The sequence below is a fragment of the Embleya sp. NPDC050154 genome (assembly GCF_044460165.1).
Taxonomy (GTDB): Bacteria; Actinomycetota; Actinomycetes; order Streptomycetales; family Streptomycetaceae; genus Embleya.
This window is the reverse complement of the sequence record NZ_JBITJP010000034.1, coordinates 45,536-69,037: the sequence shown is the minus strand read 5'-3', so window position 1 is coordinate 69,037 and position 23,502 is coordinate 45,536. Positions and strand designations below refer to the sequence as shown.

At 71.4% G+C, this 23,502-nt stretch carries 23 protein-coding genes; 5 read left to right on the top strand and 18 right to left on the bottom strand.

The window, feature by feature from the left end:
* The first annotated feature begins 187 nt into the window (after positions 1-187).
* The gene (locus tag ACIBSV_RS44440; protein WP_395873198.1) at positions 188-1,066 is read left to right on the top strand and encodes a PaaX family transcriptional regulator C-terminal domain-containing protein; all 879 of its coding nucleotides are present in this window, start codon (positions 188-190) and stop codon (positions 1,064-1,066) included.
* A 66-nt stretch (positions 1,067-1,132) separates the two neighbouring features.
* On the opposite strand, the gene ACIBSV_RS44435 is transcribed toward ACIBSV_RS44440, so the two are convergent.
* Together ACIBSV_RS44435 and ACIBSV_RS44430 are read right to left on the bottom strand one after the other, a co-directional pair.
* Entirely contained in the window at positions 1,133-1,951 is an 819-nt protein-coding gene (locus tag ACIBSV_RS44435) for an SAM-dependent methyltransferase (protein ID WP_395873197.1), read from the bottom strand.
* Between the two features lie 79 nt (positions 1,952-2,030).
* Positions 2,031-2,465 (bottom strand): RidA family protein, encoded by a 435-nt coding sequence (locus ACIBSV_RS44430; RefSeq protein ID WP_395873196.1) that lies wholly within the window; start codon positions 2,463-2,465, stop codon positions 2,031-2,033.
* An 889-nt stretch (positions 2,466-3,354) separates the two neighbouring features.
* On the opposite strand from ACIBSV_RS44430, the gene ACIBSV_RS44425 reads away from it, so the two are divergent.
* Positions 3,355-3,915: a transglycosylase family protein gene (locus ACIBSV_RS44425; protein ID WP_395873195.1), complete on the top strand. Its 561-nt coding sequence runs from the start codon at positions 3,355-3,357 to the stop codon at positions 3,913-3,915.
* 144 nt (positions 3,916-4,059) lie between these two features.
* Here ACIBSV_RS44425 and ACIBSV_RS44420 read toward each other — a convergent pair whose 3' ends face one another.
* The 3 genes from ACIBSV_RS44420 to ACIBSV_RS44410 form a co-directional block, all read right to left on the bottom strand.
* Positions 4,060-4,845, bottom strand: coding sequence for a 3-oxoacyl-ACP reductase (locus ACIBSV_RS44420; protein WP_395873194.1), 786 nt, complete (start codon positions 4,843-4,845; stop codon positions 4,060-4,062).
* Positions 4,846-5,079: 234 nt separating this feature from the next.
* Positions 5,080-6,486 carry an aldehyde dehydrogenase family protein gene (locus ACIBSV_RS44415; protein WP_395873193.1) on the bottom strand — a complete coding sequence of 469 codons (1,407 nt, stop codon included), beginning with the start codon at positions 6,484-6,486 and terminating at the stop codon, positions 5,080-5,082.
* A gap of 11 nt (positions 6,487-6,497) precedes the next feature.
* The gene (locus ACIBSV_RS44410) at positions 6,498-7,865 is read right to left on the bottom strand and encodes a glutamine synthetase family protein (RefSeq protein WP_395873192.1); all 1,368 of its coding nucleotides are present in this window, start codon (positions 7,863-7,865) and stop codon (positions 6,498-6,500) included.
* Positions 7,866-7,948: 83 nt separating this feature from the next.
* Between ACIBSV_RS44410 and ACIBSV_RS44405 the strand changes: the two genes are divergently transcribed.
* The 3 genes from ACIBSV_RS44405 (at position 7,949) to ACIBSV_RS44395 (ending at position 11,107) form a co-directional block, all read left to right on the top strand.
* Positions 7,949-8,692, top strand: a complete 744-nt coding sequence (locus tag ACIBSV_RS44405) for a FadR/GntR family transcriptional regulator (RefSeq protein WP_395873191.1) — start codon at positions 7,949-7,951, stop codon at positions 8,690-8,692.
* 177 nt (positions 8,693-8,869) lie between these two features.
* Positions 8,870-10,321, top strand: coding sequence for an ethanolamine permease (gene eat / locus ACIBSV_RS44400; RefSeq protein WP_395873246.1), 1,452 nt, complete (start codon positions 8,870-8,872; stop codon positions 10,319-10,321).
* Between the two features lie 57 nt (positions 10,322-10,378).
* The gene (locus tag ACIBSV_RS44395; protein WP_395873190.1) at positions 10,379-11,107 is read left to right on the top strand and encodes a gamma-glutamyl-gamma-aminobutyrate hydrolase family protein; all 729 of its coding nucleotides are present in this window, start codon (positions 10,379-10,381) and stop codon (positions 11,105-11,107) included.
* A 60-nt stretch (positions 11,108-11,167) separates the two neighbouring features.
* Here the strand turns inward: ACIBSV_RS44395 and hypE are convergent, their stop codons facing one another.
* The 13 genes from hypE to ACIBSV_RS44330 all read right to left on the bottom strand — a co-directional run bounded on the left by hypE (position 11,168) and on the right by ACIBSV_RS44330 (position 23,450).
* Complete coding sequence (gene hypE, locus ACIBSV_RS44390; RefSeq protein ID WP_395873245.1) at positions 11,168-12,235, bottom strand: hydrogenase expression/formation protein HypE; 1,068 nt, start codon at positions 12,233-12,235, stop codon at positions 11,168-11,170.
* Between the two features lie 43 nt (positions 12,236-12,278).
* Positions 12,279-13,406: a hydrogenase formation protein HypD gene (gene hypD / locus ACIBSV_RS44385; protein ID WP_395873189.1), complete on the bottom strand. Its 1,128-nt coding sequence runs from the start codon at positions 13,404-13,406 to the stop codon at positions 12,279-12,281.
* On the bottom strand, positions 13,403-13,750 hold the full coding sequence (locus ACIBSV_RS44380; RefSeq protein WP_395873188.1) for a HypC/HybG/HupF family hydrogenase formation chaperone: 348 nt from the start codon (positions 13,748-13,750) through the stop codon (positions 13,403-13,405). The genes hypD and ACIBSV_RS44380 overlap by 4 nt, the downstream gene beginning before the upstream one ends.
* 70 nt (positions 13,751-13,820) lie before the next feature.
* Positions 13,821-16,181 carry a carbamoyltransferase HypF gene (gene hypF, locus ACIBSV_RS44375; protein ID WP_395873187.1) on the bottom strand — a complete coding sequence of 787 codons (2,361 nt, stop codon included), beginning with the start codon at positions 16,179-16,181 and terminating at the stop codon, positions 13,821-13,823.
* Complete coding sequence (gene hypB / locus ACIBSV_RS44370; RefSeq protein WP_395873186.1) at positions 16,178-17,068, bottom strand: hydrogenase nickel incorporation protein HypB; 891 nt, start codon at positions 17,066-17,068, stop codon at positions 16,178-16,180. The genes hypF and hypB overlap by 4 nt, the downstream gene beginning before the upstream one ends.
* Before the next feature lie 6 nt (positions 17,069-17,074).
* Positions 17,075-17,464, bottom strand: coding sequence for a hydrogenase maturation nickel metallochaperone HypA (locus ACIBSV_RS44365; protein WP_395873185.1), 390 nt, complete (start codon positions 17,462-17,464; stop codon positions 17,075-17,077).
* A gap of 175 nt (positions 17,465-17,639) precedes the next feature.
* A complete protein-coding gene (locus ACIBSV_RS44360) occupies positions 17,640-17,738 on the bottom strand; it encodes a DUF6893 family small protein (protein ID WP_395873184.1) in 99 nt (32 codons plus the stop codon).
* Positions 17,723-18,352: a hydrogenase maturation protease gene (locus ACIBSV_RS44355; protein ID WP_395873183.1), complete on the bottom strand. Its 630-nt coding sequence runs from the start codon at positions 18,350-18,352 to the stop codon at positions 17,723-17,725. The genes ACIBSV_RS44360 and ACIBSV_RS44355 overlap by 16 nt, the downstream gene beginning before the upstream one ends.
* Positions 18,349-19,779 (bottom strand): hypothetical protein, encoded by a 1,431-nt coding sequence (locus ACIBSV_RS44350; protein WP_395873182.1) that lies wholly within the window; start codon positions 19,777-19,779, stop codon positions 18,349-18,351. Before ACIBSV_RS44350 ends, ACIBSV_RS44355 begins: the two co-directional genes overlap by 4 nt.
* On the bottom strand, positions 19,776-20,492 hold the full coding sequence (locus tag ACIBSV_RS44345; RefSeq protein ID WP_395873181.1) for a DUF6084 family protein: 717 nt from the start codon (positions 20,490-20,492) through the stop codon (positions 19,776-19,778). Before ACIBSV_RS44345 ends, ACIBSV_RS44350 begins: the two co-directional genes overlap by 4 nt.
* A complete protein-coding gene (locus tag ACIBSV_RS44340; protein ID WP_395873180.1) occupies positions 20,489-21,139 on the bottom strand; it encodes a DUF5947 family protein in 651 nt (216 codons plus the stop codon). Before ACIBSV_RS44340 ends, ACIBSV_RS44345 begins: the two co-directional genes overlap by 4 nt.
* Positions 21,136-21,669: a hypothetical protein gene (locus tag ACIBSV_RS44335; protein ID WP_395873179.1), complete on the bottom strand. Its 534-nt coding sequence runs from the start codon at positions 21,667-21,669 to the stop codon at positions 21,136-21,138. Before ACIBSV_RS44335 ends, ACIBSV_RS44340 begins: the two co-directional genes overlap by 4 nt.
* Positions 21,666-23,450, bottom strand: a complete 1,785-nt coding sequence (locus tag ACIBSV_RS44330) for a nickel-dependent hydrogenase large subunit (protein WP_395873177.1) — start codon at positions 23,448-23,450, stop codon at positions 21,666-21,668. Before ACIBSV_RS44330 ends, ACIBSV_RS44335 begins: the two co-directional genes overlap by 4 nt.
* Positions 23,451-23,502 lie beyond the last annotated feature (52 nt).

Genomic DNA, 23,502 nt, shown 5'->3' with positions numbered 1-23,502 from the left:
GCTCCGCCACATCCCTGAAGTTAGGCACGATTCTCACGCCCGTCAAGATTTTGTTTCACGTTCCGGTGTGGGTCTTGGTACGGTCGACCCGGGCGGGCCGGTCCGCCCGGCCACTCGCGCCGTACGATGCGGCCGCCTCGAACACCGTGCCGCGAAGGCCCCGAGAGTCAGGGAAACCCACACCGCGATGTCGAGCACCACCCCGCCGTCGACCCCGGCGCCCCTCTCCGCCGCGAACGTGCTTCCGGTCGTGTCGCGCCCGCAGGAACTGCTGCTCGCCCTGTTGGCCGGCGTGGTCCTGGACCGGCACACCGAGCCGTTGCCCTCGCGCGTGTTCCTCGACGCGCTGGACCGCCTGGGCGTCGCCGCGCCCGCCGCGCGCGCGACCTTGAACCGCATGGTGCACCGCGACCTGCTGCACCGCGGTCGCGACGGCCGCGAAGCCGTCTACACGATCAGTGCGGCCTGCCGGAACGTGCTGCTCCAGGGCAAGGGTCGGGTGTTGTCCCGCACCCCGTTCGAACACCGCGACGATCGGTGGACCCTGCTGTCCTTCTCGCTTCCCGAACCTCACCGGGACCTGCGCCACCAGTTGCGGTCCCGGCTGCAATGGGCGGGATTCGGCTGCGCCCGGGACGGATTGTGGATCGCGCCCGGCACCGTCGACATCACCGAGGCCCTGGACGGCCTGGACCTGCCCGACGCGGAGGACTCCTTCCTCGACGCGTTCGCCGCCCAACCGCTGCCGCCCACACGGATGCACCGCCTGGTCCGCCGCGCCTGGGACTTGGACGCGCTACGCGCCGCCCACGAGGCATTCCTCGCGCGTTGGGAACGACACGATCCAAACACCGGCGACCCGCTGCCGCTGCTGGCCTCGGTGCTGGCCGACTGGATCCACCTGCTGCGCACCGACCCGGGCCTGCCGGCCACGCACCTGGGGCCCGACTGGCCCGCCGCCCGCTCGGCCGCCGCCTTCCACGCACTGCACGACCGCTGCGAACAACCCGCCCGCGACGCCTTCGACGCGTCCCTGCGCCCACCACGCACCACCGCGACGAACTGAGCCGGACCGCCGCCCGGGCCGGCGAGCGGGGAAGGCCACCGGAAGGGCGACCGAGGAGGCGACCGGCTACGGCTTGCGGGCGATCCCGCCCAGCAACAGCGTGCCGGACACCGGCAGCGGGTCGGGAACCTTCTCCTCCGGACGCCACAACGGGAGGTTGACCAGGCCGGGTTCGACCAGGTCCAAGCCGTCGAAGAAGCCGGCGATCTCCTCCCGGGACCGGAACCGCCCGGTGTTGTGCGCGCCGTGCAGCACCTCCTCGATCACCGCGGCCTCCGGCGTGCCGTTGGCCCAGAAGTGGGTCAGGAACAGGTAGCTGCCGGAGGGGAGTTGGTCCAGATACGCGCGGACGATGCCGGCCGGGTCCTCGTCGTCCTCCAGGTGATGCACGATGGCGACCATCAACAGGCCCACCGGGCGGTCGAGGTCGATGAGTTCGCGGACGGCCGGAAGCGCGAGCACCGCCTTGGGGTCACGCGCGTCGGCCGTGACCACGCGGGTGCGCGAGTTCTCCGCGAGCAGAGCCCGTCCGTGCGCGAGCACGATCGGGTCGATGTCGACGTAGACGACCGACGAGAGCGGTTGGTGGCGCTGCGCGATCTGGTGCGTGTTCTCCGCCGACGGCAGGCCCGAACCCAGGTCGAGGAACTGGTCGATGCCCTGTTCGACCAGGAAACGCACGCCGCGCGCGAGGATCGCCCGGTTCGACAACGCGCACTCGCGGGCTCCGGGCACCGCGCTCAGCAAACGGTCGGCCACGGCCCGGTCCGCGGCGAAGTTGTCCTTGCCGCCGAGCGCCGCGTCGTACACCCGCGCAATGCTGGGCACGCTCACGTCGACTCCGCGCGCGCCCCACTCCCGCCGACTTTCGCCCTGCTCACGCACAGATCCCCCAGGTCGCCGAGCGGCGTCGAAATGTCGCGCCGATCCTAGCCGCCGGGACGCGCGGAGATAGCGAACTCCGTTATGCGGAAGGGAAGTCGCCGCTACGGGGTGGGCGCACCAAGGCGAGCGCCTCGACCTCCAGGAGCAGTTCGGGCCGGGACAACGCGACCACCCGGACCGTCGAACTGGCCGGTTCGTGCTCGGGATCGACGAACTCGTCCCAGGCCGCGCCGATGCTCGTCAGGTACGCGATATCGGTGGTGAAGTGGGTGAGTTTGACGACATCGTCGAAGGTCGCGCCCACCGCCGCGAGACACCGCCGCAGGTTCGTGAACACCTGCCGCGCCTGGGCGTCCGGATCCCCCACGCCGACCGTTTCGCCGCGTTCATCGGTCGCCACCTGCCCGGAGATCACGACCAGCCGACCGGAACCGGTCACCACCTGGCTGTAGCCCTGCGCGGGCGATACGCCCACGGGCGAGGAAATTCGCGTGAGCCGCCGGTTCTTCGTCATGGCGACATCCTCATCCGCCCGAACCCCATGGCACCAACGCATGTTGTGCAGGTCACCCATGCTCGACTCGCATGCCTGGACATTCGCGACCGAACACCATCCGCCCACCATTCTCCAGGCAAGGCGTGGGAATCCCGATATGCGGCACACCATCAATTACTATTATGCGATCCGCCTTGGTGATTCCTCCTCTCGGCAATGCCGCACGAAACGCCGATCGCGCGCGAAGGGTACCGGGCGCGGGGAACATCACCCGGAAACCTCCGGGCTCCCGCGCCGGGAAATCTTTGCGGAACCGGTCGAGGTTTATGACGTCTTCCGCATTGCTCGACCCACTGCAAGTCCTTTCTCGACGAAATCGCTGCTCGGGCCCGATCGGTGGCCGCGAATGCGAGCCGGTCGACCCGACGAAGCATCCGCATCACGCTCGAAATCCACCCGTATGGTCGCCCTCCGAATGGTGCGGATGCGGCGAATTCAGTGATCCGTGACGTGTTCGCGACACGCCCCGCCGTAAGGCAGGAAATGCCGACGTGGCCTGCGAAAACGTCATCGGTCGTTGATATCGGAGACGCGACTTGTCTAGCGTCTGCGCCAAGTGCAGACCGCACCCCCGTTTTCGCCGTGCAGTCACGGCCGAACTCGCGACCTGGTCGCGAGGTGGAGGCACCGAAACGCTCATCACCAGCGATCGGGCGTTTCGGATGATCGGGACGGATTCCTCGTGGATCGCCGCCGGTCGAGCCCCGCAGGGGAATTCCGAAGGGAATCCATGCTTTCTCACAGCACTTCGCACCGGGACGAATCGCTTCGAGCCTGCGGCCGACGTCGCCTGCGAGACTCGGCCGTCGTCGGTGTCGTCGCGACCTCCCTCCTGGGCTTCGCGACGGTGACCCAGGCCCAAGCCGCGGACGACGCCACCTGGGACCGGGTCGCGCAATGCGAGAGCGGCGGCAACTGGTCCACCGACACCGGCAACGGGTACCACGGTGGGCTGCAGTTCAAGGAGAGCACATGGAAAGCCAACGGCGGCAAGGGCAGGGCGCAGGACGCGCCCAAGGCCGAGCAGATCCGCGTCGCCGAGAACGTCCTGCGGTCACAGGGAGCGGGCGCCTGGCCCGTGTGCTCCCGAAAAGCCGGCTTGACCGGGGCCGAGGCGCCTCGACGCGCCGAACGCTCCACGGCCGATCGCCGCCGGCGCGCCGCCAAGGCCACGGCGCCGGCCGGGTCGACCACCGATCGCGGAAGCGAACTCGCTACCTCCCCCGCGCCGTTCCCGGCGTCCGGGGATAGCGGGGAGATTCTCGTCCGGCCCGGCGACACGCTCAGCGGCATCGCCGCAGCGCACAACCTGCCGGGCGGCTGGCCGGCCCTGTACGGCAAGAACCGCGCGACCGTGGGCCCGGACCCGGACCTGATCCGCCCCGGGCAACGCCTGTCGCTCGGCTGAACCCGCCACACCGCCGCACCGCCGACCCGTCGCGCAGGGGTTGCGCGACGGATCGGCGGCGGTGGGACCCACGATCACGGCGGCGTGTACCGAACCGCGGGCGTTCGGGCGTGATCCAGACGGCGTCGCCGACCCCGACGACGCCTACATCGGGGTGACGTACGCCCCGGCGATGCCACCGTCCACCAGGAACTCGGCGGCGTTGACGAACGACGAGTCGTCGCTGGCCAGGAACGCGACCGCGGCGGCGAGTTCCTCGGGTTCGGCGAAGCGGCCGACCGGAATGTGCACGAGTCGACGGGCCGCGCGCTCGGGGTCCTTGGCGAACAGCTCCTTCAGCAGCGGGGTGTTCACCGGGCCCGGGCACAGCGCGTTGACCCTGATGCCCTCGCGGGCGAACTGCACGCCCAACTCCCGCGACATCGCGAGCACGCCGCCCTTGGACGCGGTGTAGGAGATCTGCGAGGTGGCCGCGCCCATCCGGGCCACGAACGACGCGGTGTTGATGATCGAGCCCTTGCCCTGGCGCTGCATGTACGGCAACGCGGCCTTGCAGCACAGGAACACCGACGTGAGGTTGACCTCCTGGACCCGACGCCACGCGTCCAGGCCGGTGGTCAGGATCGAATCGTCGTCGGGCGGCGAGATGCCCGCGTTGTTGAACGCGACGTCGACCGAGCCGTAGGTGTCGAACGCGGTCTTGAACAGGGCCTCGACCTGCTCGGCGTCGGTGACGTCGACGCGCACGAAGAGTCCGCCCACCTCGGCGGCGGCGGCCTTGCCGGAGGCCTCGTCGATGTCGGCGCACACCACGTTCGCGCCTTCGGAGGCCAGCCGCCGGGCCGAGGCCAGGCCGATACCGCTGCCGGCACCCGTGACGACGGCGGTACGGCCGACCAGGCGGCGGCACACGGGGGTCTGCTCGGTCACTTGACGCTCCTCGATGCTGATGGAGTCGATACCGAAGGGCTCGGTGTCGACGAAATCGGTGTCTGTGAATCGGTGTCGGTGAAGTCGGCGTCCGGAAATCGATGTGCTACGACATCGATACCCCCGATGACCCCGGAGCCGACGGACCGCTCGGTCGAACCGCTCGATGCCGACGGGCACGTACGACTCGGTGCCGAACGGCACCGACTACTGTTGGGTGCCCAACGGCACTTGCTACTCGGTGCTGATGAACACGTTCTTGACCTCGGTGAAGGCCGCCAACGCGTCCGGCCCCAACTCCCGGCCCAGCCCGGACTGTCCGAACCCGCCGAACGGCGTCGAATAGCGCACACTGCTGTGCGAGTTGACGGACAGGTTCCCGGCCCGCACACCCCGCGAGACACGCAGCGCGCGGCCCACGTCCCGGGTCCACAACGAGCCGGACAGGCCGTACGCGGTGGCGTTGGCCAAGCGGATCGCGTCCGCCTCGTCGTCGAACGGCAGGACCACCGCAACCGGGCCGAAGATCTCCTCGACCGCCGCGCGGTCGTCGGCGGACTCGGGAGTGAGCACCGTCGCCGGGTACCAGAAGCCCTTGCCCTCGGGAACCTCGCCGCGGATCGCGGCGGGCGCGTCCTGCGGTACGTACGAGCGCACCCGCTCGCGATGCGCGGCGGAGATGAGCGGACCCATCTGCGTCTCGGGGTCGCCCGGGTCGCCGACCCTGAAGGCCCGGACCGCCGGTTCGAGCAGGTCCATGAACCGGTGGTAGATCTCGCGCTGCACCAGAATGCGGGTGCGGGCGCAGCAGTCCTGCCCGGTGTTGTCCAGGAACCCGCCCGGGGCGGCGGCCGCGGCGGCCTCGATGTCGGCGTCGGCGAAGACGATGTTCGGGCTCTTGCCACCGAGTTCGAGAGTCACCCGCTTCACACCGGCCGCGCACCTGGCCATGATGTCCTTGCCGACCGCGGTGGAGCCGGTGAAGACCACCTTGGCCACGCCCGGGTGCTCCACCAGGGCCCGGCCGGCCACCGGCCCGGCGCCCGGCAACACCTGGAACAGGCCCTCGGGCAACCCCGCGACCAGGGCCAGTTCGGCCAGCCGCAGAGCGGTCAGCGGCGTGGTCTCGGCCGGCTTGAGCAACACCGCGTTGCCGGCCGCGAGCGCGGGCGCCAGGCCCCAGGCGGCGATCGGCATCGGGAAGTTCCAGGGAGCGATCACCGCGACCACGCCGAGCGGTTCGTGGAAGGTCACGTCCAGGCCGCCGGCCACCGGGATCTGTCGGCCGTTCAGCCGTTCCGCGCCGCCCGCGGCGTAGTCGAGCAGGTCGCGGACGTTGCCCGCCTCCCAGCGGGCATTGCCGATCGGGTGGCCGGCCTCGCGGACCTCGAGCCGGGCGAGTTCCTCGAGGTGCTCGTCCACCACGACGGCGAATCGGCGCAGCAGCCGGGCCCGGTCGCCGGGAGCCTGGGCCGCCCAGTGCGCGGCGGCCCGGGTGGCCCGGAGCACCGCCACGTCGACGTCGGCCGCCGAACTCGCCCGGATGGTCGCGATGATCTCCTCGGTGGCGGGGTCGAGGATGGCGTGCTCGTGCGGACCGTCCGACTCGGGTCGGTGCGGCTGTTCGTGGTGCTGGGACAACGCTCTGATCCTCACATGCGCTCGAAGGAGCGGAACCGCTCCCAGTCGGTGACTGCCGTGTCGTACGCGTCCTGCTCGACCTGCGCCATGTGCAGGTAGTGGGCCACCACGTCCGCGCCGAAGGCGTCCTGGGCGATCTTCGAACCGGCCCACAGCTCGGCGGCCTCGCGCAGCGTGCCGGGCACGTGCGGCGCGTCGCCGGCGTACGCGTTGCCCGTGCACGCCTCGCCCGGTTCGAGCTCGTGCTCGATCCCGTACAGACCGGCCGCGATCATGCCGGCGACCGCGAGGTAGGGGTTCACGTCGCCGCCGGGAAGGCGGTTCTCGAAGCGGTGCGAGTGCCCGTGGCCGACCACCCGCAACGCACAGGTGCGGTTGTCCGGGCCCCACGCGACCGCGGTGGGCGCGAACGAGCCGGGCCGAAAACGTTTGTACGAGTTGATGTTGGGCGCGTACAGCAGGGTGAACTCGCGCATCGCGGCCAGTTGTCCGGCCAGGAAGTGCCGCATCGTCTTCGACATCCCGTACGCGCCGCCGCCGTCGGCCAGCACCGGCCGGCCGTCGCTGTCGCGCAGGGACAGGTGGATGTGGCACGAGTTGCCCTCGCGCTCGTCGTACTTGGCCATGAAGGTGAGCGACATGCCCTCCTGCGCGGCGATCTCCTTGGCCCCGGTCTTGTAGACGCTGTGCTGGTCGCACGTGGTCAGCGCGTGGTCGTAGCGGAAGGCGATCTCGTGCTGACCGAAGTTGCACTCGCCCTTGGCGGACTCCACCGTCATCCCGGCCGCGCCCATCTCGTTGCGGATGCGGCGCAGCAGCGGTTCGACCCGGCCGGTGCCCAGGATCGAGTAGTCGACGTTGTACTGGTTGGCCGGTGTCATGCCGCGGTACGCGCGGTCCCAACCGGCCTCGTAGGTGTCCTTGAAGACGATGAACTCGAGTTCGGTGCCCGCGTGCGCGGTCCAGCCGTGCTCGGCGAGTCGGTCGAGTTGGCGGCGCAGGATCTGTCGCGGCGACGCCGCGACCGGGGAGCCGTCGTGCCACAGCAGGTCCGCGTTGACGTGTGCGGTGCCCGGGTGCCACGGCGTGCGACGCAGGGTGGCCAGGTCGGGACGCATCACGAAGTCACCGTAGCCGCGTTCCCAGGACGACATCGCGTACCCGGCCACGGTGTTCATGTCCGTGTCCACCGCGAGCAGGTAGTTGCAGCCCTCGGTGCCGTGGGCGAGCGTGTCGTCGAGGAAGAAACGGGCGGCGAATCGCTTGCCCTGAAGCCTGCCCTGCATGTCGGTGAAGGCCAGGACTACCGTGTCGATCTCCCCGGCGTCGACGAGTGCTCGCAGCTCGTCGACGGACAGCGGGGGCGTTCGGTCTGCCAAGGGAATGCCTCCTGTCGGTCCAACCGGAAGCCATAAGGTATGGCGGAGAACCATTGATTGGGAAGAGCCGGAGGGGAGGGATCGTGAACGAGCGATCCGCAGCGGAGCCCAAGGACGGGCTGTCGCCGCTGCTGCGGCCGGTGCGCGCGGGCAACGGTTTCGAGGAGGCGTTGGAGCAGATCCTCCAGGTGATCCGGCTGGGACTGGTCTCCGACGGCGGCCGGCTGCCCGCCGAACGCGACCTCGCCGACCGGCTCGGGGTCAGCCGGGTCACCTTGCGCGAAGTGCTCAAGGTGCTGGCCGACCAGGGCATCGTGGAGAGCCGCCGGGGCCGCTACGGCGGCACCTTCGTACGCGAGCGCCCGAACCCGGTCGGCGACGGTTCGGCCGCCGAGCTGCGGCGCCGGATCGCGAAGGTGGACGTGGAGGACACCTTGCGCTTTCGCGAGGTGCTGGAGGTGGGCGCGGCCGGGCTGTGCGCGGCGCAGGGCCTGGATCAGGCGCAGGCCGCGCGGTTGCGGGCGGCGCTGGCCCACACCCGGGACGCGCCGCTGGCGGAGTACCGGCGGCGGGACACGCTGCTGCATCTGACGCTGGCCCAGTTGTGCGGCTCGCCGACCCTGGCCGGCCAGTACGCGGCGGTCCGGGCCACGGTGAACGACCTGCTGGACTGCATCCCGCTGCTGGTGCGCAACCTGGAGCACTCGCAGCACCAGCACACCGCGCTGGTCGAGGCGATCCTGGACGGCGACCCGGACGCGGCGGCCGAGGTGATGCGCGAACACTGCGCGGGAACCGCCGCGCTGCTGCGCGGATTTCTGGCCTGAGCCGTCCGCGCCGGCGACCCTCGACGGGCCCTCGGCGGGCCCGAGCGCGAACACGGGCCGGAAAAGACATCCGCCCGGAAACCTTGCGCCGTGTCGACCCGAGGAGCAAAGGTATGCGCTCGAACCAATAATTCTCCCTCCCCTCCCTCCCGTCAGGAGTGGCTCGTGGTCGACGACATCCAAGCGCGCACGAAGCAGGGCAGCGGCGGCGCGTCCGCCGAGGCGGAGAACTACCTGGAGAAGCGGGCGCTGCGCCGCGGCAGCGCGGGCTGGCTCCTGCTCACCGGTCTGGGTGTGGCGTACGTCGTCTCCGGCGACTTCTCCGGCTGGAACTTCGGCCTGGCCGAGGCCGGCTTCGGCGGCCTGGCGATCGCCGCCGCCCTGATGGGCCTGATGTACACGTGCATGGTGTTCTCGCTGGCCGAACTGTCCTCGATCCTGCCCGCCGCCGGCGGCGGCTACGGTTTCGCCCGCCGCGCGCTCGGCACCTGGGGCGGCTTCCTGACCGGCACCGCGATCCTGATCGAGTACGTGCTTGCGCCCGCCGCGATCGTCATCTTCATCGGCGACTACGTCGAGTCCCTGAACCTGTTCGGCCTGACCTCGTCCTGGCCGGTCTACCTCGCCTGTTTCGTCGTCTTCATCGGCATCCACCTGTGGGGCGTCGGCGAGGCGCTGCGGTTCAGCTTCGTGGTCACCGGAATAGCGGTGGCCGCGCTGCTCATCTTCGCGGTCGGCGCCTTCACCGAGTTCGACGCCGGCGGGCTCAACGACATCCCGGTCGACCACGACGCGCTCGGCGCCAATTCCTGGCTTCCGTTCGGCCTGCTCGGCATCTGGTCCGCGTTCCCGTTCGGGATGTGGTTCTTCCTGGGTGTGGAGGGTGTGCCGCTGGCCGCCGAGGAGACCAAGGACCCGGCCCGCACGCTGCCCAGGGCGATGAGCCTGTCGATCGGCGTGCTGCTCCTCCTGGCCGTGCTCACCTTCCTGGCCGCGACCGGCGCGCACGGCTCCAGTGCGGTCCAGGAGGCGGGCAACCCGCTGGTCACCGCGCTCCAGGGCGACGGCGACCCGACCCCGCTGAGCCGCTTCGTGAACTACGCGGGCCTGGCCGGACTGGTCGCCTCGTTCTTCTCGCTGATCTACGCCGGGTCCCGGCAGTTGTTCGCACTGTCCCGGGCCGGCTACCTGCCCCGCTTCCTGTCCCTGACCAGCCGACGCAAGGCCCCCTACCTCGGCCTGCTGGTGCCCGGCGCGCTGGGCTTCGCACTGGCCGCGTGGAGCGGGGACGGTGCCCGGATGCTGAACATCGCGGTGTTCGGCGCGACCATCTCCTACGCGCTGATGTCGCTGTCGCACATCGTGCTGCGCCGCCGCGAGCCCGACCTGCCCCGGCCGTACCGCACCCCCGGTGGTGTCGCCACCTCCTCGGTGGCGTTCGTGCTGGCCTGCTCGGCGCTGGCGGCGACGTTCCTGGTGGACAAGCGGGCGGCGTTCATCGCGCTGGGCGTCTACGCCGTCGCACTCGCCTACTTCGCCTTCTACAGCCGGCATCATCTGGTGGCGAACGCCCCCGAGGAAGAGTTCGCCGCACTGGCCGCGGCCGAGGCCGAACTCGGCCGGGACTGACCCCGCCACCCTCCACCCGCACCGACGCCGCGACCCTGAGGAACCGAGCGACCCCCCATGCCCAAGCCACTGATCGGTATCAGCACCTACCACGAGGAATCCGTGCGATGGGGGGTGTGGCACCTGCCCGCCGTGCTGCTCCCCCTGGACTACCCGACCCACATCCAACGTGCCGGCGGCCTGGCGGTGATGTTGCCGCCGGACGTCCCGGAGGCCGCCGCCGAGACGGTGGCCCGGGTGGACGCGGTGGTGATCGCGGGTGGTCCGGACGTACGGTCCACCCGCTACGGCGCCGAGCCCCATCCGCGCACCGGTCCCCCGAACGAGGCCCGGGACGTGTGGGAGAGCGCGTTGATCGAGGCCGCGCTGGCCTCGAATACACCGCTCCTGGCGATCTGTCGCGGCATGCAACTGCTGAACGTGGTGCTGGGCGGCACCCTGTGCCAGCACCTGCCGGACGTGGTCGGCCACGACGGGCACACCGGCCCGCCCGGCCGACTCTCCGCGCATGTCGTCGCGCCGATCCCGGGCACGCTGTTCGCCTCGCTCGGGGCCGAACCGTACGAGGTACCCACCTACCACCATCAGGGTGTGGAGCGACTCGGTCGCGGCCTGGTGCCCGGTGCCCGGGCCGAGGACGGCATCGTCGAGGCGGTGGAACTCCCGGGCGACACCTTCGTCCTGGGCGTCCAGTGGCATCCCGAGTCCGGGACGGACGACCGGGTGGCCCGCGCCCTGATCGCCGCCGCCCGCCGGCCCCGCCTGGTCCCGACCCCGGCCGCCTGAGGTCCGCGCGCGACGGCCGCGTCGCATCCGAGGCGGCCGTCGCGCGATGGGTGCCACCGCTCAACAGATCCGGGGCAGTTGCTCGCCGATCGGCATGTCCAACACCCGCGTTCCGCCCAATCCGGTACGAGCCACCACCATCCCCGGATGGGCCTCGACGCACTCGCCGATCACCGCCGCCCCCGCACCCAGGGGATGCGCCCGCATCGCGGCGAGCACCGCGTCGGCGTGCTCGCGGGGCACGAAGGCGACCAGCTTGCCCTCGTTGGCCACATACAGCGGGTCCAGGCCCAGGATCGCGCACGCGTTGGCCACCTGGGGCGGCACCGGGACGTCGCGTTCGGCGATCTCCACGCCGACCCGGGCCGCCGCGGCGATCTCGTTGAGCGCCGCGCCCAGGCCGCCCCGGGTGGGATCGCGGAGCACGTGCAGGTCCGGGGTGACCGCCAGCATGGCCTCGACCAGCCCGCCCAGCGCGGCGCAGTCGCTGCGGATCTCGACGTCGAATTCCAGGCCCTCGCGCACGCTCATCACGGCCACCCCGTGGACGCCGATGTCGCCGCTGACGATCACCACGTCGCCCGGGGCGGCGCGCTGCGGGCGCAGATCGACGCCGGCCGGGACCAGGCCGATCCCGGCGGTGTTGAGGTAGATGCCGTCTCCGTGCCCGGCCTCGACGACCTTGGTGTCGCCGGTGGCGATCTCGACTCCGGCGGCGCGGGCCGCGCCGCCGAGCGCTTGGGCGACCCGGGCGACGACCGCCGTCTCCACACCCTCCTCCAGGATGAACCCGACGGACAGATAGGCCGCCTTGGCGCCGCTCATGGCCAGATCGTTGACCGTCCCGTTGACCGCGAGCTCGCCGATGTTCCCGCCGGGGAAGAACAGCGGGCGGACCACGAACGAGTCGGTGGAGAAAGCCAGTCGGGCCCCGCCGAGGGTGACCACCGCGGAGTCGGTGAGCGAGGCGAGCAGGGGTCCGCCGAACGCGGGCGCGAAGACGTGCTCGACGAGTTCGGCGGACAGCGCGCCGCCGCCGCCGTGCCCGGTCACGATCCGCGGATGGTCGCGCAACGGGGCCGGACAGGTCCACCCGGAGAAGTCCGGCGCGGCAGGCGCATCGGGCATCGCGGCCGGGGCGGACCCGGTGACCGGGGCGAGGTCGGTGAGCTCAGACAACGGGGGTCGCCTCCCGGGGCACGGTGCCGGCGGCGTCGAGCCGGCGGTAGAGGTAGTAGGCGGCACACGCGCCCTCGCTGGAGACCATCGTGGCGCCGAGCGGATTGCGCGGCGTGCAGGTGGTGCCGAACGCCGCGCACTCGTTGGGCTTGAGCAGGCCCTGCAACACCTCGCCGCTGCGGCACTCGGCCGGTTCCACGGTGTCGATCCCGGTCACGTCGAAGCGGTACTCGGCGTCGTGGTCGCGATAGCGCGAGGACAACCGCCACCCGCTGTCCGGGATCACCCCGATGCCGCGCCAGGCCCGGTCGGTCACCTCGAACACGTCGGCCAGCATGGCCTTCGCGGCGGGGTTGCCCTGCGCCCGCACCGCCCGGGCGTACGCGTTGTCCACCGTGTGCCGGCCCCGCTCGAGCTGGTGGACCGTACGCCGGATGCCCTCCAGGATGTCCAACGGCTCGAATCCGGTGACCACGATCGGCACCCGATACCGCTCGGCCAACTCCGGGTACTCCTCCACACCCATCACGCTGCACACGTGACCGGCCGCCAGGAAGCCCTGCACCCGGCAGTCGGGCGAATTCATGATCGCCTCGATCGCCGGCGGCACCCGCACGTGCGACACCAGCAGGCTGAAGTTGCGGATGCCCAGCCGCCTGGCCTGATACACCGTCATCGCGTTGGGCGGCGCGGTGGTCTCGAAGCCGATGCCGAAGAACACCACCTCGCGGTCGGGGTTGTCCCGGGCGATCGCGAGCGCGTCCAGCGGCGAGTAGACCACCCGCACGTCGCCGCCCTCGCCACGCACCCGGAACAGGTCGCGATCGGTGCCCGGCACCCGCAACATGTCGCCGAACGAGCAGAAGATCACCCCCGGGCGGGCCGCGATGGCCAGCGCCTTGTCGATCACCTCGAGCGGCGTCACACACACCGGGCAGCCCGGCCCGTGAATCAACTCCACTTCGGGAGGCAGCAGTTGGTCGATACCGTGGCGGATGATGGTGTGCGTCTGCCCGCCGCAGACCTCCATGATCGACCACGGCCGGGTCACCGTGGCCCGGATCTCGTCCAGCAGTCGGCGACCGACCTCCGGATTGCTGAATTCCTCCAGGTACTTCACCGCCGGACCTCCTTGGACACACCACCGGGAATCGGGTCGGGAACAACCACCGGCTCGGGCCGGACGAACTCCCCCGACGCCGCGCCGGCCGCCTCCCAGGGGTCGCCGAACTCCTCCTGGAGCAGCCCCATCTCGTCGAACAGGGCAAGCGTGCGCAGGGCCGACTCCTCGTCCAGCCGTTGCAGCGCGAAGCCCACGTGCACAATGGCGTACTCGCCCACCCTCAGGTCGGGCACGTACTCCAGGCACACCTCCTTGACCACACCGCCGAAATCGACGAGGCCCATCCGGGTTCCGTCCCGTTCCTCGATCTTCGTCACCCTGCCGGGCACCGCCAGGCACATCGGTCTCTCCTCGTCATCCGACAACGACCGCGGCCCGCGGGCCGTCCACTCGTGGGTCTGCGGGCGCCCGTCACGGGCCGCCCGTCCCGCTCGGCACCCGCCGACCCGCCCCGACCAGGACTTGGCCCAACGCCAGCCCGCCGTCGTTCGGCGGCACCAGGCGATGCCGCAGCACGGTGAAGTCCCGTGCGCGCAGCGCCCGTCCGCAGGCCGAGGACAGGATCGCGTTGGTGAACACGCCGCCGGTGAGCGCGACCGGCGTCGGCCCGTGCCGCTCACGCGTGTGCTCGGCCACCGCGACCACCAGGTCGACGACCGCGTGGTGAAAGCGCGCCGCGAGCAGTTCCGGGTCGCAACCGGCGCGGAGGTCGGCGATCGCCGCCGCGAACACCGGGCCCGGGTCGGCGATCAGCGGATCACCCTCACCGTCCCCAGGGAGCAGCGCGAACGTGTACCCGGGGACCGGGCCGGGCCGCCGAACGGCCGCGCCCTCCAACTCGATCGCCGCCTGCGCCTCGTAGCCGGCCAGGTGACAGACGCCGATCAGCGACGCGAACGCGTCGAAGAGCCGGCCCATGCTGGACGTGGGCACGCAGTTCAGGTCGCGTTCGAGTTGGCGCGCCAGCACCCGGCGTTCCTCGTCGGATCCGGCCCGCACACAGGGCAGATCGTCCGCCCACTCGATCCCGGCGCCGTGCAGGTGCGCCAGCGCCATCCGATACGGCCGGGCCACCGCGGCGTCGCCGCCGGCCAGCGGCGCGTAGCGCAGGTGCGCCACCCGGTGGAAGCCGGCGTAGTCCGCGAGCAGGAACTCGCCGCCCCACACCGCGCCGTCTTCCCCGTAGCCGGTCCCGTCGAAGGCGACGCCCAACACCGGCGCGGCGCCGTCCGCGCCGTGTTCGGCCATCGCGGCGGCGATGTGCGCGTGATGGTGCTGGACCAGCCGCACCGGCCGCCGGGCTGCGGTGCGCCGGGCCCAGCCGGTGGACCGATAGCCCGGATGGCGATCGGCGACCAGCACGTCGGGACGCACGCCGGTGATCGCGCCCAGGTGCCCGACCGCGTGCTCGAACGCACGTTGCGTGCCCAGGTCGTCCATGTCGCCGACATGCCCGGACAACCACGCCTCGCGGCCCTCGGCCAGCGCGAACGTGTTCTTCAGGTCCCCGCCGACCGCGAGCGTCGCGGGCACCGCCAGCGGCAGCCGAATCGGCAGCGGGGCCCAGCCCCGAGAGCGCCGGACGAACAGGGGTTCGCCGTCCACGACCCGCACCACCGAGTCGTCCAGCGGCACCCGGATCGGTCGGTCGTGGGTGAGCCAGCCGTCCGCCAGCGGCGCGAGCCGGGTCAGCGCCTCGGCGTCCTCGGTCACGATCGGCTCGCCGGCCGCGTTGCCGCTGGTGAGCACGAGCAGGCGCGGCCCGAGCCGGTCGTCGAGCAGTCCCAGGAGCAGGTGGTGCACAGGCGTGTACGGCAACATGAAGCCCAGGTCGGGGCAGCGCGGGGCGATCGCCTCCGGCAGCGCGGCCCGGGCCGCCCTACGGCGCCGGAGCAGCACGATCGGCCGGGCGGCGCCGGTGAGCAACTCCCGTTCCGCGTCCGTGATCTCGGCGTACGGCTCGATCTCGGCGAGGGTGCGGGCCAGCAACGCGAAGGGTTTGTCGCCGCGTCCCTTGCGCTCGCGCAGCCGCGACACCGCGTCCTGGTCGGCCGCGTCGCAGGCCAGGTGGTACCCGCCGATGCCCTTGACCGCCAGGATCGCCCCTTCGGCGAGCATCCGGCGGGCCTCGTCCAGGGTGCCGAAGCCGATCGGCGCCCCGTCGGCGTCGACCAGGGACAACCGGGGGCCGCAGGCGTGGCACGCGATGGGTTGCGCGTGGAAGCGCCGATCGCCGGGATCGCCGTACTCCCGGGCGCAGTCCGGGCACATCGGGAAGTCGGCCATCGTGGTGTGCGCCCGGTCGTAGGGCAGCGCGGTGACGATGGTGAAGCGTGGACCGCAGTCGGTGCACGTGATGAACGGGTGCAGGTGCCGGCGATCCGCGGGGTCCTCGAGTTCGGCCAGGCAGCGATCACACGTGGCGACATCCGGCGGGATCCGGGTACGGTGCGCGGCGCCCGGCTCGGGTGGCACGGACGCCACGATCGTGAACCCGGTGTCGCCGCCGATCGCGAGTTCCTCGTGGGTGATCGACTCGACCGAGGCCAGCGCCGGTGCGTCCGTGTCGATCCGCCGGCAGAACGCGGCCACCTCGGCGGACCCGCCCTCGACCTCGACGAGCACGCCCGCACCGGTGTTGGTGACATGTCCGGCCAGGCCCAACTCGGTGGCCAGCGTGTAGACGAACGGCCGAAAGCCCACGCCCTGTACGGTGCCGCGCACGATGATCCGGCGCCGCTGCGCGACCTCGGGCGGTCGGCCGGTGGTCAAGACGACTCCCGCACCGGAGCCGACCGCGGGTCGATCCCGTGCGTGTGGACATGGGCGCGTACGCCCTCGGGCGAGTGGGCATGGGAATGCCCGGGCTCGTGCGGGTGGGCGTGCCGGTGCCCGTGACCGGACTCGTTCTCCGACTCGCTCCCGGGCGATCCGTGCGCGTGGGTGTGCGCGTGGGTGTGCCCGTCGACCGCGTGCCGCGCCATCACCGGCGTGTGCACCGCCGCACCGTCGAGCACCGCGACCGCGCGCGTCAACAGATCCCCCACCCCGCGACCGGTCCTGGCCGAGGTGAACAACACCTCGACCCCGGGGTTCACCTGCCGGACGTTGGCCAGGAAGGCGCCCTCGTCGAACTCCACCGCCTCGGCGAGGTCGATCTTGGTCACCACCACCAGGTTCGCCAGACCGAACGCGGACGGATACTTGAGCGGCTTGTCCTCCCCCTCGGTGACCGACGCGAGCGCGACCCGCAGGCTCTCGCCCAGGTCGTAGGAGGCCGGGCAAACCAGATTGCCGACGTTCTCGACGAACAGCAGCCGCGTCCTCGCCGGCAACCAGCCGGCGAGTTGTCGACGCAACATCGCCGCCTCCAGGTGGCACAACCCGTCCGTGAGGATCTGCTTGACCGGCGCGCCGGCCCGGGCCAACCGGGTCGCGTCGTTGTCGGTGGCCAGGTCGGCGGTCAACGCCGCCACCGACACCCCGCGTTCGCCGGCCAGCCGCAGTTCGGCCTCCAGCAGGGCGGTCTTGCCGCTGCCGGGACTGGAAAGCAGGTTGACCGCGATCACCCCGCGCGCGGCCAGTTCGGCGCGCAGGTCGCTCGCGCCGCGATCGTTGTGAGCGAGTACGGCCTGCCGCAACTCGTCGACTCGGCACATGACGGTTCAACCCTTCTGAGTGGCCTCGGCGTATCCGACGTCCTCGACCGGATCGGCCCAGCACACGTCGACGATCTGCAACTCCCGTCCACACAACAGCTCGGCGGTCGCGCCCGCACACGTGGGGCAGCACAGGTCCGGCGGCATGCCCACCGCCCACTCCACGGCGCACCCCGCGCAGCGGGCCCGGCCCGGGACGCTCTCGACCACCAACTCCGCGTCGCGCAGCACCGTCTCGACCCGCGCGACCTCGAAGGCGAAGGCCAGCGCGTCGGGAACCACCCCGGCGAGTTCGCCGACCCGCAGCCGGACGGTCAGCGCGGCGCGCTCACCGCCGCGCGCCGTCGCCGCCTCGACCTGCTCGATGACGGCCAGCGCAATCGACATCTCGTGCATCGGCCCTCTCCCGGGTTCGACGTCCACCACTGGGAGCCCACCGACTCGACGAGCCCACGCTCCATTACAGGCACCACCGGCGACGCGTCCCGGCACCCACGCCGTGTACGACGCCGCGCGTACGCCATTCGCCCTAGCGCGCCGGGCTCCGCCCCGGGACCCGTCGCGGAACGGGCTACATGGAACGCATCCGCACGTAGCGCAGGATGTCCGCTCGATTCGCGAGCACGACAAGCCCGAACAGGGCCACTCCGCCGATCAGAATCCTTCGCATGCCGGCACCTCTCCAGGCTCGGGACCGCGCGCCGCGTCCACGGCGGCGGGTCGGACATCGACCGCATCCGGCGCGTTCGGCGCGCCGGTCGGTGGTTCCAGGGGCGTCTGCCCACGCAGCACCCGCAGGATCAGCGCGACCGCCTCGTCCACTGCGGCCGCGACCGGTGGACTCAGGCCCAGGCGCTCGTCCAGGTCGGCGGGTTCGCAGCCCACCACCAGCACCCGGCGCGGCGGCGTCCCGCCGGTACCCGCGCTCAGCGTGCCCAGCAGCGCGAGCACCGCGTCGGGCCCCATCCGGTGGCCGTCCAGCAGGGCCGCCCCGGGTTCGACCGATCCCGGTACGGCGGCCTCGATCAGGTACACCGTGCCCGGTGCGCCGCCGCGCGCGGTGGCGTCCACCAGAATCAACGTCTCGTAGCCTTCCAGGAGTTGGTAGGCCAGATGCACGCCGCGTACGCCGAAGTCGACCACCTCGGCGCCGGCCGGCAGCGGGTGCCCGGCCAGCCTGGCGACGGTCTCCACCCCGAAGCCGTCGTCGCCGAGGAAGATGTTGCCGACTCCGGCGACGAGCACCCGTTCGACGCGGTCGGCCGGCGGGCCCTGGCCGGTCACGCGTCCTCCAGGAGGGTGAGTTCGTCCGGTTGGAAGTACAGGAACCGGCCCTGGGCCCGCCGGATGTCCGCGCCGGGGTCGCCGTCCACGATCACCGCGAGATGCACCGCGCCGTCCACGTCGTGCAGCACCGCCTCGACCAGCGCGTCCCGACCGTGCAGGAACAGGTCCTGGGCGTCGGTACGGCGCGGCCCCGGTCGCAGCCGCACCCGACTGCCGGCACCGATCGAGCGCCCGTCCACCAGCACCCGATCCGCGGCGGGATCGAACCCGGCGTCGCTCGCCGGATCCCACCAGGGCCGGTCGGTACCCGGCTCGCCCGACTCGCCCTGTTCACCCGGCACCCCCGGTTCGATCAGGGTCGTCGGCCCGCTCGCCCCGCTCGGCCCGGTGTTCTCCCGCAGCGCCCGCACCGTGCCGTGCAGCCGATCCCACACCTCCGGGGGCAGCGAGTCGACCAGGTCCACGGCGGCGCCCGCGCGGGCGTCGGTGCCACGGGCCTCGCGCTTCTCCCGCTCGGTCAGTGCCGAGGTGCGCAGCGCGAGGATCTCGTCGATCTCGGTCGCGTCGTAGAGCGCGCCCGGGCTCTCCGGGGCCACCTGCGGGTGATCCTCCAGGATGATCGGCGAGGACAACACCACGTCGTCCCGCTCCCCCACCAGCACCGGCCAGGTCCGCAGGTTGGCACACGACGCGGCGGCGCCCGTGGCCCATTCCGGCGGGTCGGTCATGGACAGGAAGGAGCCGGTGTCCAGACCCAGCAGCACATGCGCCGACACCAGCGCGTACGGCAGCGCGGCGTCCCGGTCGACACCCGGATCCGGCTTCCACCCACTGGTGTTCGCCACCTCGACGGTCAGCTTGAGGGTGCGGTACGGGCCGGGAATCTCGGTGGTCCGCACCCGGATCTCCCCCTCGATCCGTGCCCGCCGGCGGACCAGCCGCCCACACACACGGTCGTCGAGTTCGACGTCCTCGGTCTCCTCGTGCTCGGCCCGATCGAACGGCAGGACCAGCCCGGCCCCGGCGGACGCCGCGACGGGGAGCACGAGTTCGACCCGTTCCTCGACGCCCTCGTCCCACGGGACGAGCACCCGATCCGGCAGCTCCAGCGCGTCCACCGCCGCGAACCCGCCGTCGGGCCCGACCTGTTGCACCGTGCGCCGCTGGGCGTGCAGGAAGCGCAGCTCGATCGAGAGGTTCGCGTCCGCACGCGGTTCGATCAGACACTCCGTGCGCTGGTCGTGGTGCTCGCCGCTGCTCTGCCCCCAGGCGGGCGGCACCAGCACGCCGAACTGCCAGCGCATGCGATTCTTGGCGGCCGAGGCCCGGTACGGATAGAGCACGTAGCCCTCGAACAGCACGGCGTCGGCGATCTGTCGCGCGGCGGCGAACCGCTCCTGGATCGCGAGTCCGAACAGCGTCATGGCACTCTCTCCTCGGTGGGGCCGGTCCGGTCCGACCCGCCGGTGCGGTTGCCCGGAACGCCGAGCACCCGATCGGCCGCGGTGGCCGGTTCCGCGGTCGCCAGCAGCGCCCGCATCGTGGCCTCCCAGGAGGGCAGCGCGTGCCGGGCCCGATAGGCGAGCAGCGCGTCCATCGCCTCGCGCGGCAGTCGCAGCCAGCCGCAGCCGGGGAAGTGCTGCTCGACCATCTCCCGCCACACCGTGACCGGCATCCGGTAGGCGGCCTCCTTGTGCCAGGGCACCGGCTCCACCCGGAAGCCGCCCGGGCCGGTGAACGCGGTTCCGGAGAAGAGCATCAGCAACGGCACCTCTCCCTCGCCCAGCGCGTGGAAGTAGCGGGACGAGGCGATGTCCATGTCGTAGGTGCACGGCACCACCAGGTCCACCTCGGTCTCCGCGGTGAAGCCCGGCACGGTCAACGCCACCTGGGCGAACTCGATCGGGTGGAGCGTGCCGCCCCAGCGGGAACGCTCCCCGAACAGCACGCCCAGCCGGTCGCCTTCGGCCGTCCCGTAGCGGCGCCGGGCCGGTTCGATCCGCAATTGCACGCGCAACGCGAGCGCGTGCACCCGGGCCTGCTCGGCGGCGGTGATCCGCAGCCGGAAGACCAGGGTGGGCCCCGCCGCGTAGCCGTCCGCGCGCACGCCGACGCAGGAGAAGTCCAGTTCGGTCACGGCGCGTCGTCCCTTCCCGGCACCCGCGCACGCGAGCGCACGTCGGCGAGGAACGCGGCCAGGTCCTCGCGGGCCTCGGCGCCGCCGTCGAAGCCCCGCCAGCGCAGTCGCATGCGACCGACCAGCTCGTAGCAGACGTCGATCGGGACCAGGAAGCACTCGCTCTCGTCGTCCGTGCGGCGCAGCAGCAGCGCCTCGACGTCGGGGCGCAGCAGTCCGGCGAGCCGGCTCTCGCCGAGCACCGCCTGCCACTGCTCGGGGTCCAGGTCGCTCTCGGTGGCGCCGGCCGGGCTCGGGTAGAGCGCGATCAGCCGGTCGAGCGCGGCGTTGCGCAGGAAGAAGGCCAGGCCGACCGGGATCTGCAGGGCGTCCCAGGCGCCGTCGTCCAGGCTGTGCTCGGGGTCGACGAGGTAGCGCTCGGGCACCGCCCGATAGCGACCGCCGGCCGCGCCGCGCCGCTCGAACAACATCGCGCAGCCCCGGCAGGCGCAGGCCAGGACCCGCGCGTCGGTGTCGACGAGATGGCGGTGTCCGGCGCCGACCTCCTGGGCGCACAGCTCGCAACGTTCCGGCTGTGGCCCGGTGGGGCGCCGGAATCGGCGCAGCCCACCCGCCGGCCGCACGGTCGTCGGGGGTGGCGCGCTCACCGTGCGGCCCGGGCCGGATCGGCCGGTCGGATGCCGATCTGGAGCAGCGCGGGTTCGGGCGGCGCGGCCGGGATCTCCTCGATCTCGATCCGCTCGATCTCGGGCGCGCAGCCGGCCAGGAGGCCTTCCACGCCCTCGCGCGAACCCTGGGCGCCCCCGCTCGCGCATCCACAGCCGCCGCTCGCGGCGGCGATCCGCAGCCGCACGGTCCGGCTGTGTTCGTCGTAGTCGAGGAGTTCGGCCCGGTGTTCGGGGTGCGCCGCGAGGCCGCGCGCGACGCGGGTGGGCGTGTCGTCGGGGTGCAGGTCGTGCAGGACGAGCAGGGTGGTGACCAGTTCGTCGTCGAGCACGCCGCGCCGATCCGCGTCGGCGTCGCGCAACAGCGCGGCCAGTCGGGCCAGACCGGCGCCGTAGAAGTCCATCAGGGCGCGGACCAGTTCCTCGGCCCCGGCGCGAACGCCCGGGTCGGCGCTGTCGTCCAGGCGGGTGAGGATCTCCTCGACCCGCAGTCCGGTCTGCTCGGCGTTCATCCGCTCAGCCCGCTCAGCCCGGTGGGTACGTGCAGCTTCTGCAGTGTCTTGCCGTCGCCGAGGTACATGTGCACGCCGCACGGCAGACAGGGGTCGAAGCTGCGCACGGCCCGCATGATGTCGATGCCCTTGAAGTTCTCCGGGGAGTTCTCCTCGAAGATCGGCGTGTTCTGCACCGCGTCCTCGTACGGCCCGGGGGTGCCCAGGGTGTCGCGGACACTGGCGTTCCACGGAGTGGGCGGATACGGGTGGTAGTTGGCGATCTTCCCGTCCCTGATCACCATGTGGTGCGAGAGCACCCCGCGCACGGCCTCGGTGAAGCCGACACCGACCGCCTGGTCGGGCACCTCGAACTTCTCCCACGTCTTGGTCCGGCCCGAGCGCACCTCCTCGAGCGCCTTCTCGGCGAAGTACACCGCCATGGCGGCCATGTACGCCTGGAAGTAGGTGCGCGCCCGGTTCCGCTCAAGGGCGTTGCTCCACTGTGGGATCTTCCACTCGAAGGTGGTCTCCGGCTTGGTCATCGACTTGGGCAGGTTGATCACCACGCTGTGCCCGGTGGCCTTGACGAAGCCGGTGTCGACCAGGCCGTTGAGCGCGGTGGACCACAGCCGGGCAAGCGGGCCGCCGCCGGTGTCCAGGGCCAGGTAGTCGGTACCGTCGAACCAGCGCGGCGACATCACCCAGCTGTAGTTGCCCTCGAAGTCCCGCTTCTGCGGTGCGGGGATGGTGTGTTGGTTCCACGGGTGGCGCGGGTCGACCGGGTTGCCCAGCGGGTCGTGCGTGACGAACTGCTCCTGGCCTTCCCAGTCCTGGTAGTAGGAGCTGCCGAGCAGGATTCGGATGCCCAGGTTGATCTCGGTCAGGTCGTTGGTGATCAGCTTGCCGTCGACCACGACGCCGGGGCTGACGTACATCCGCCGGCCCCAGTCGGTCATGTTGCGGTAGGTGAAGTCGCAGTGGTCGGGGTCGTTGAGCGCGCCCCAGCAACCGAGCAACACCCGCCGCCGGCCCACCTCTTCGTAGCCGGGCAGGGCGGTGTAGAAGAAGTCGAAGAGGTCGTCGTGCAGCGGGACCACGCGCTTCATGAACTCGACGTAGCGCATCAGTCGGGACAGGTAGTCCGTGAACAACTGGACCGAGGCGACGGTGCCCACCCCGCCCGGGTAGAGCGTGGAGGGGTGTACGTGCCGGCCCTCCATCAGGCAGAACATCTCCCGGGTGTAGCGGCTGACCGCCAGCGCCTCGCGGTAGAACTCGCCCTCGATCGGGTTGAGCGAGCGCATGATGTCGGCGATGGTGCGGTAGCCGTGTTCGGCGGCGTGCGGCGCCTCGGTGCGTTCGGCCAGATCCAGCACGCCGGGGTTGGTCTCGCGGACCATGCGCTCGCAGTAGTCCACCCCGACCAGGTTTTCCTGGAAGATGTTGTGGTCGAACATGTACTCGGCGGCCTCACCGAGGTTGATGATCCACTCGGCCAGGTGCGGCGGCTTCACGCCGTAGGCCATGTTCTGCGCGTACACCGAGCAGGTGGCGTGGTTGTCGCCGCAGATGCCGCAGATCCGGCTGGTGATGAAGTGCGCGTCGCGGGGGTCCTTGCCGCGCATGAACACGCTGTAGCCGCGGAAGACCGACGAGGTGCTGTAACACTCGGCGACCCGTTTCTGCTTGAAGTCGATCTTGGTGTGGATGCCCAGACTGCCGACGATCCGGGTGATCGGATCCCAGGACATCTCGGTCAGGCCGCTGCCATCGGCGGCCGTCTTGGTCGAGGGTGCCATCGTGTGTCGTGCCCTTCTGCGGTGGGGACGGCGGCACGCGTGAGGTCGGCCG

Excerpts from the sequence above, each read along its gene's own strand:
- ACIBSV_RS44440 (WP_395873198.1), top strand. The coding sequence starts at position 188 with ATGTCGAGCACCACCCCGCCGTCGACCCCGGCGCCCCTCTCCGCCGCG.
- ACIBSV_RS44430 (WP_395873196.1), bottom strand. The coding sequence starts at position 2,465 with ATGACGAAGAACCGGCGGCTCACGCGAATTTCCTCGCCCGTGGGCGTA.
- ACIBSV_RS44395 (WP_395873190.1), top strand. The coding sequence starts at position 10,379 with ATGCCCAAGCCACTGATCGGTATCAGCACCTACCACGAGGAATCCGTG.
- hypE (WP_395873245.1), bottom strand. The coding sequence starts at position 12,235 with ATGCCCGATGCGCCTGCCGCGCCGGACTTCTCCGGGTGGACCTGTCCG.
- ACIBSV_RS44380 (WP_395873188.1), bottom strand. The coding sequence starts at position 13,750 with ATGTGCCTGGCGGTGCCCGGCAGGGTGACGAAGATCGAGGAACGGGAC.
- hypB (WP_395873186.1), bottom strand. The coding sequence starts at position 17,068 with ATGTGCCGAGTCGACGAGTTGCGGCAGGCCGTACTCGCTCACAACGAT.
- ACIBSV_RS44365 (WP_395873185.1), bottom strand. The coding sequence starts at position 17,464 with ATGCACGAGATGTCGATTGCGCTGGCCGTCATCGAGCAGGTCGAGGCG.
- ACIBSV_RS44360 (WP_395873184.1), bottom strand. The coding sequence starts at position 17,738 with ATGCGAAGGATTCTGATCGGCGGAGTGGCCCTGTTCGGGCTTGTCGTG.
- ACIBSV_RS44350 (WP_395873182.1), bottom strand. The coding sequence starts at position 19,779 with ATGACGCTGTTCGGACTCGCGATCCAGGAGCGGTTCGCCGCCGCGCGA.
- ACIBSV_RS44335 (WP_395873179.1), bottom strand. The coding sequence starts at position 21,669 with ATGAACGCCGAGCAGACCGGACTGCGGGTCGAGGAGATCCTCACCCGC.
- ACIBSV_RS44330 (WP_395873177.1), bottom strand. The coding sequence starts at position 23,450 with ATGGCACCCTCGACCAAGACGGCCGCCGATGGCAGCGGCCTGACCGAG.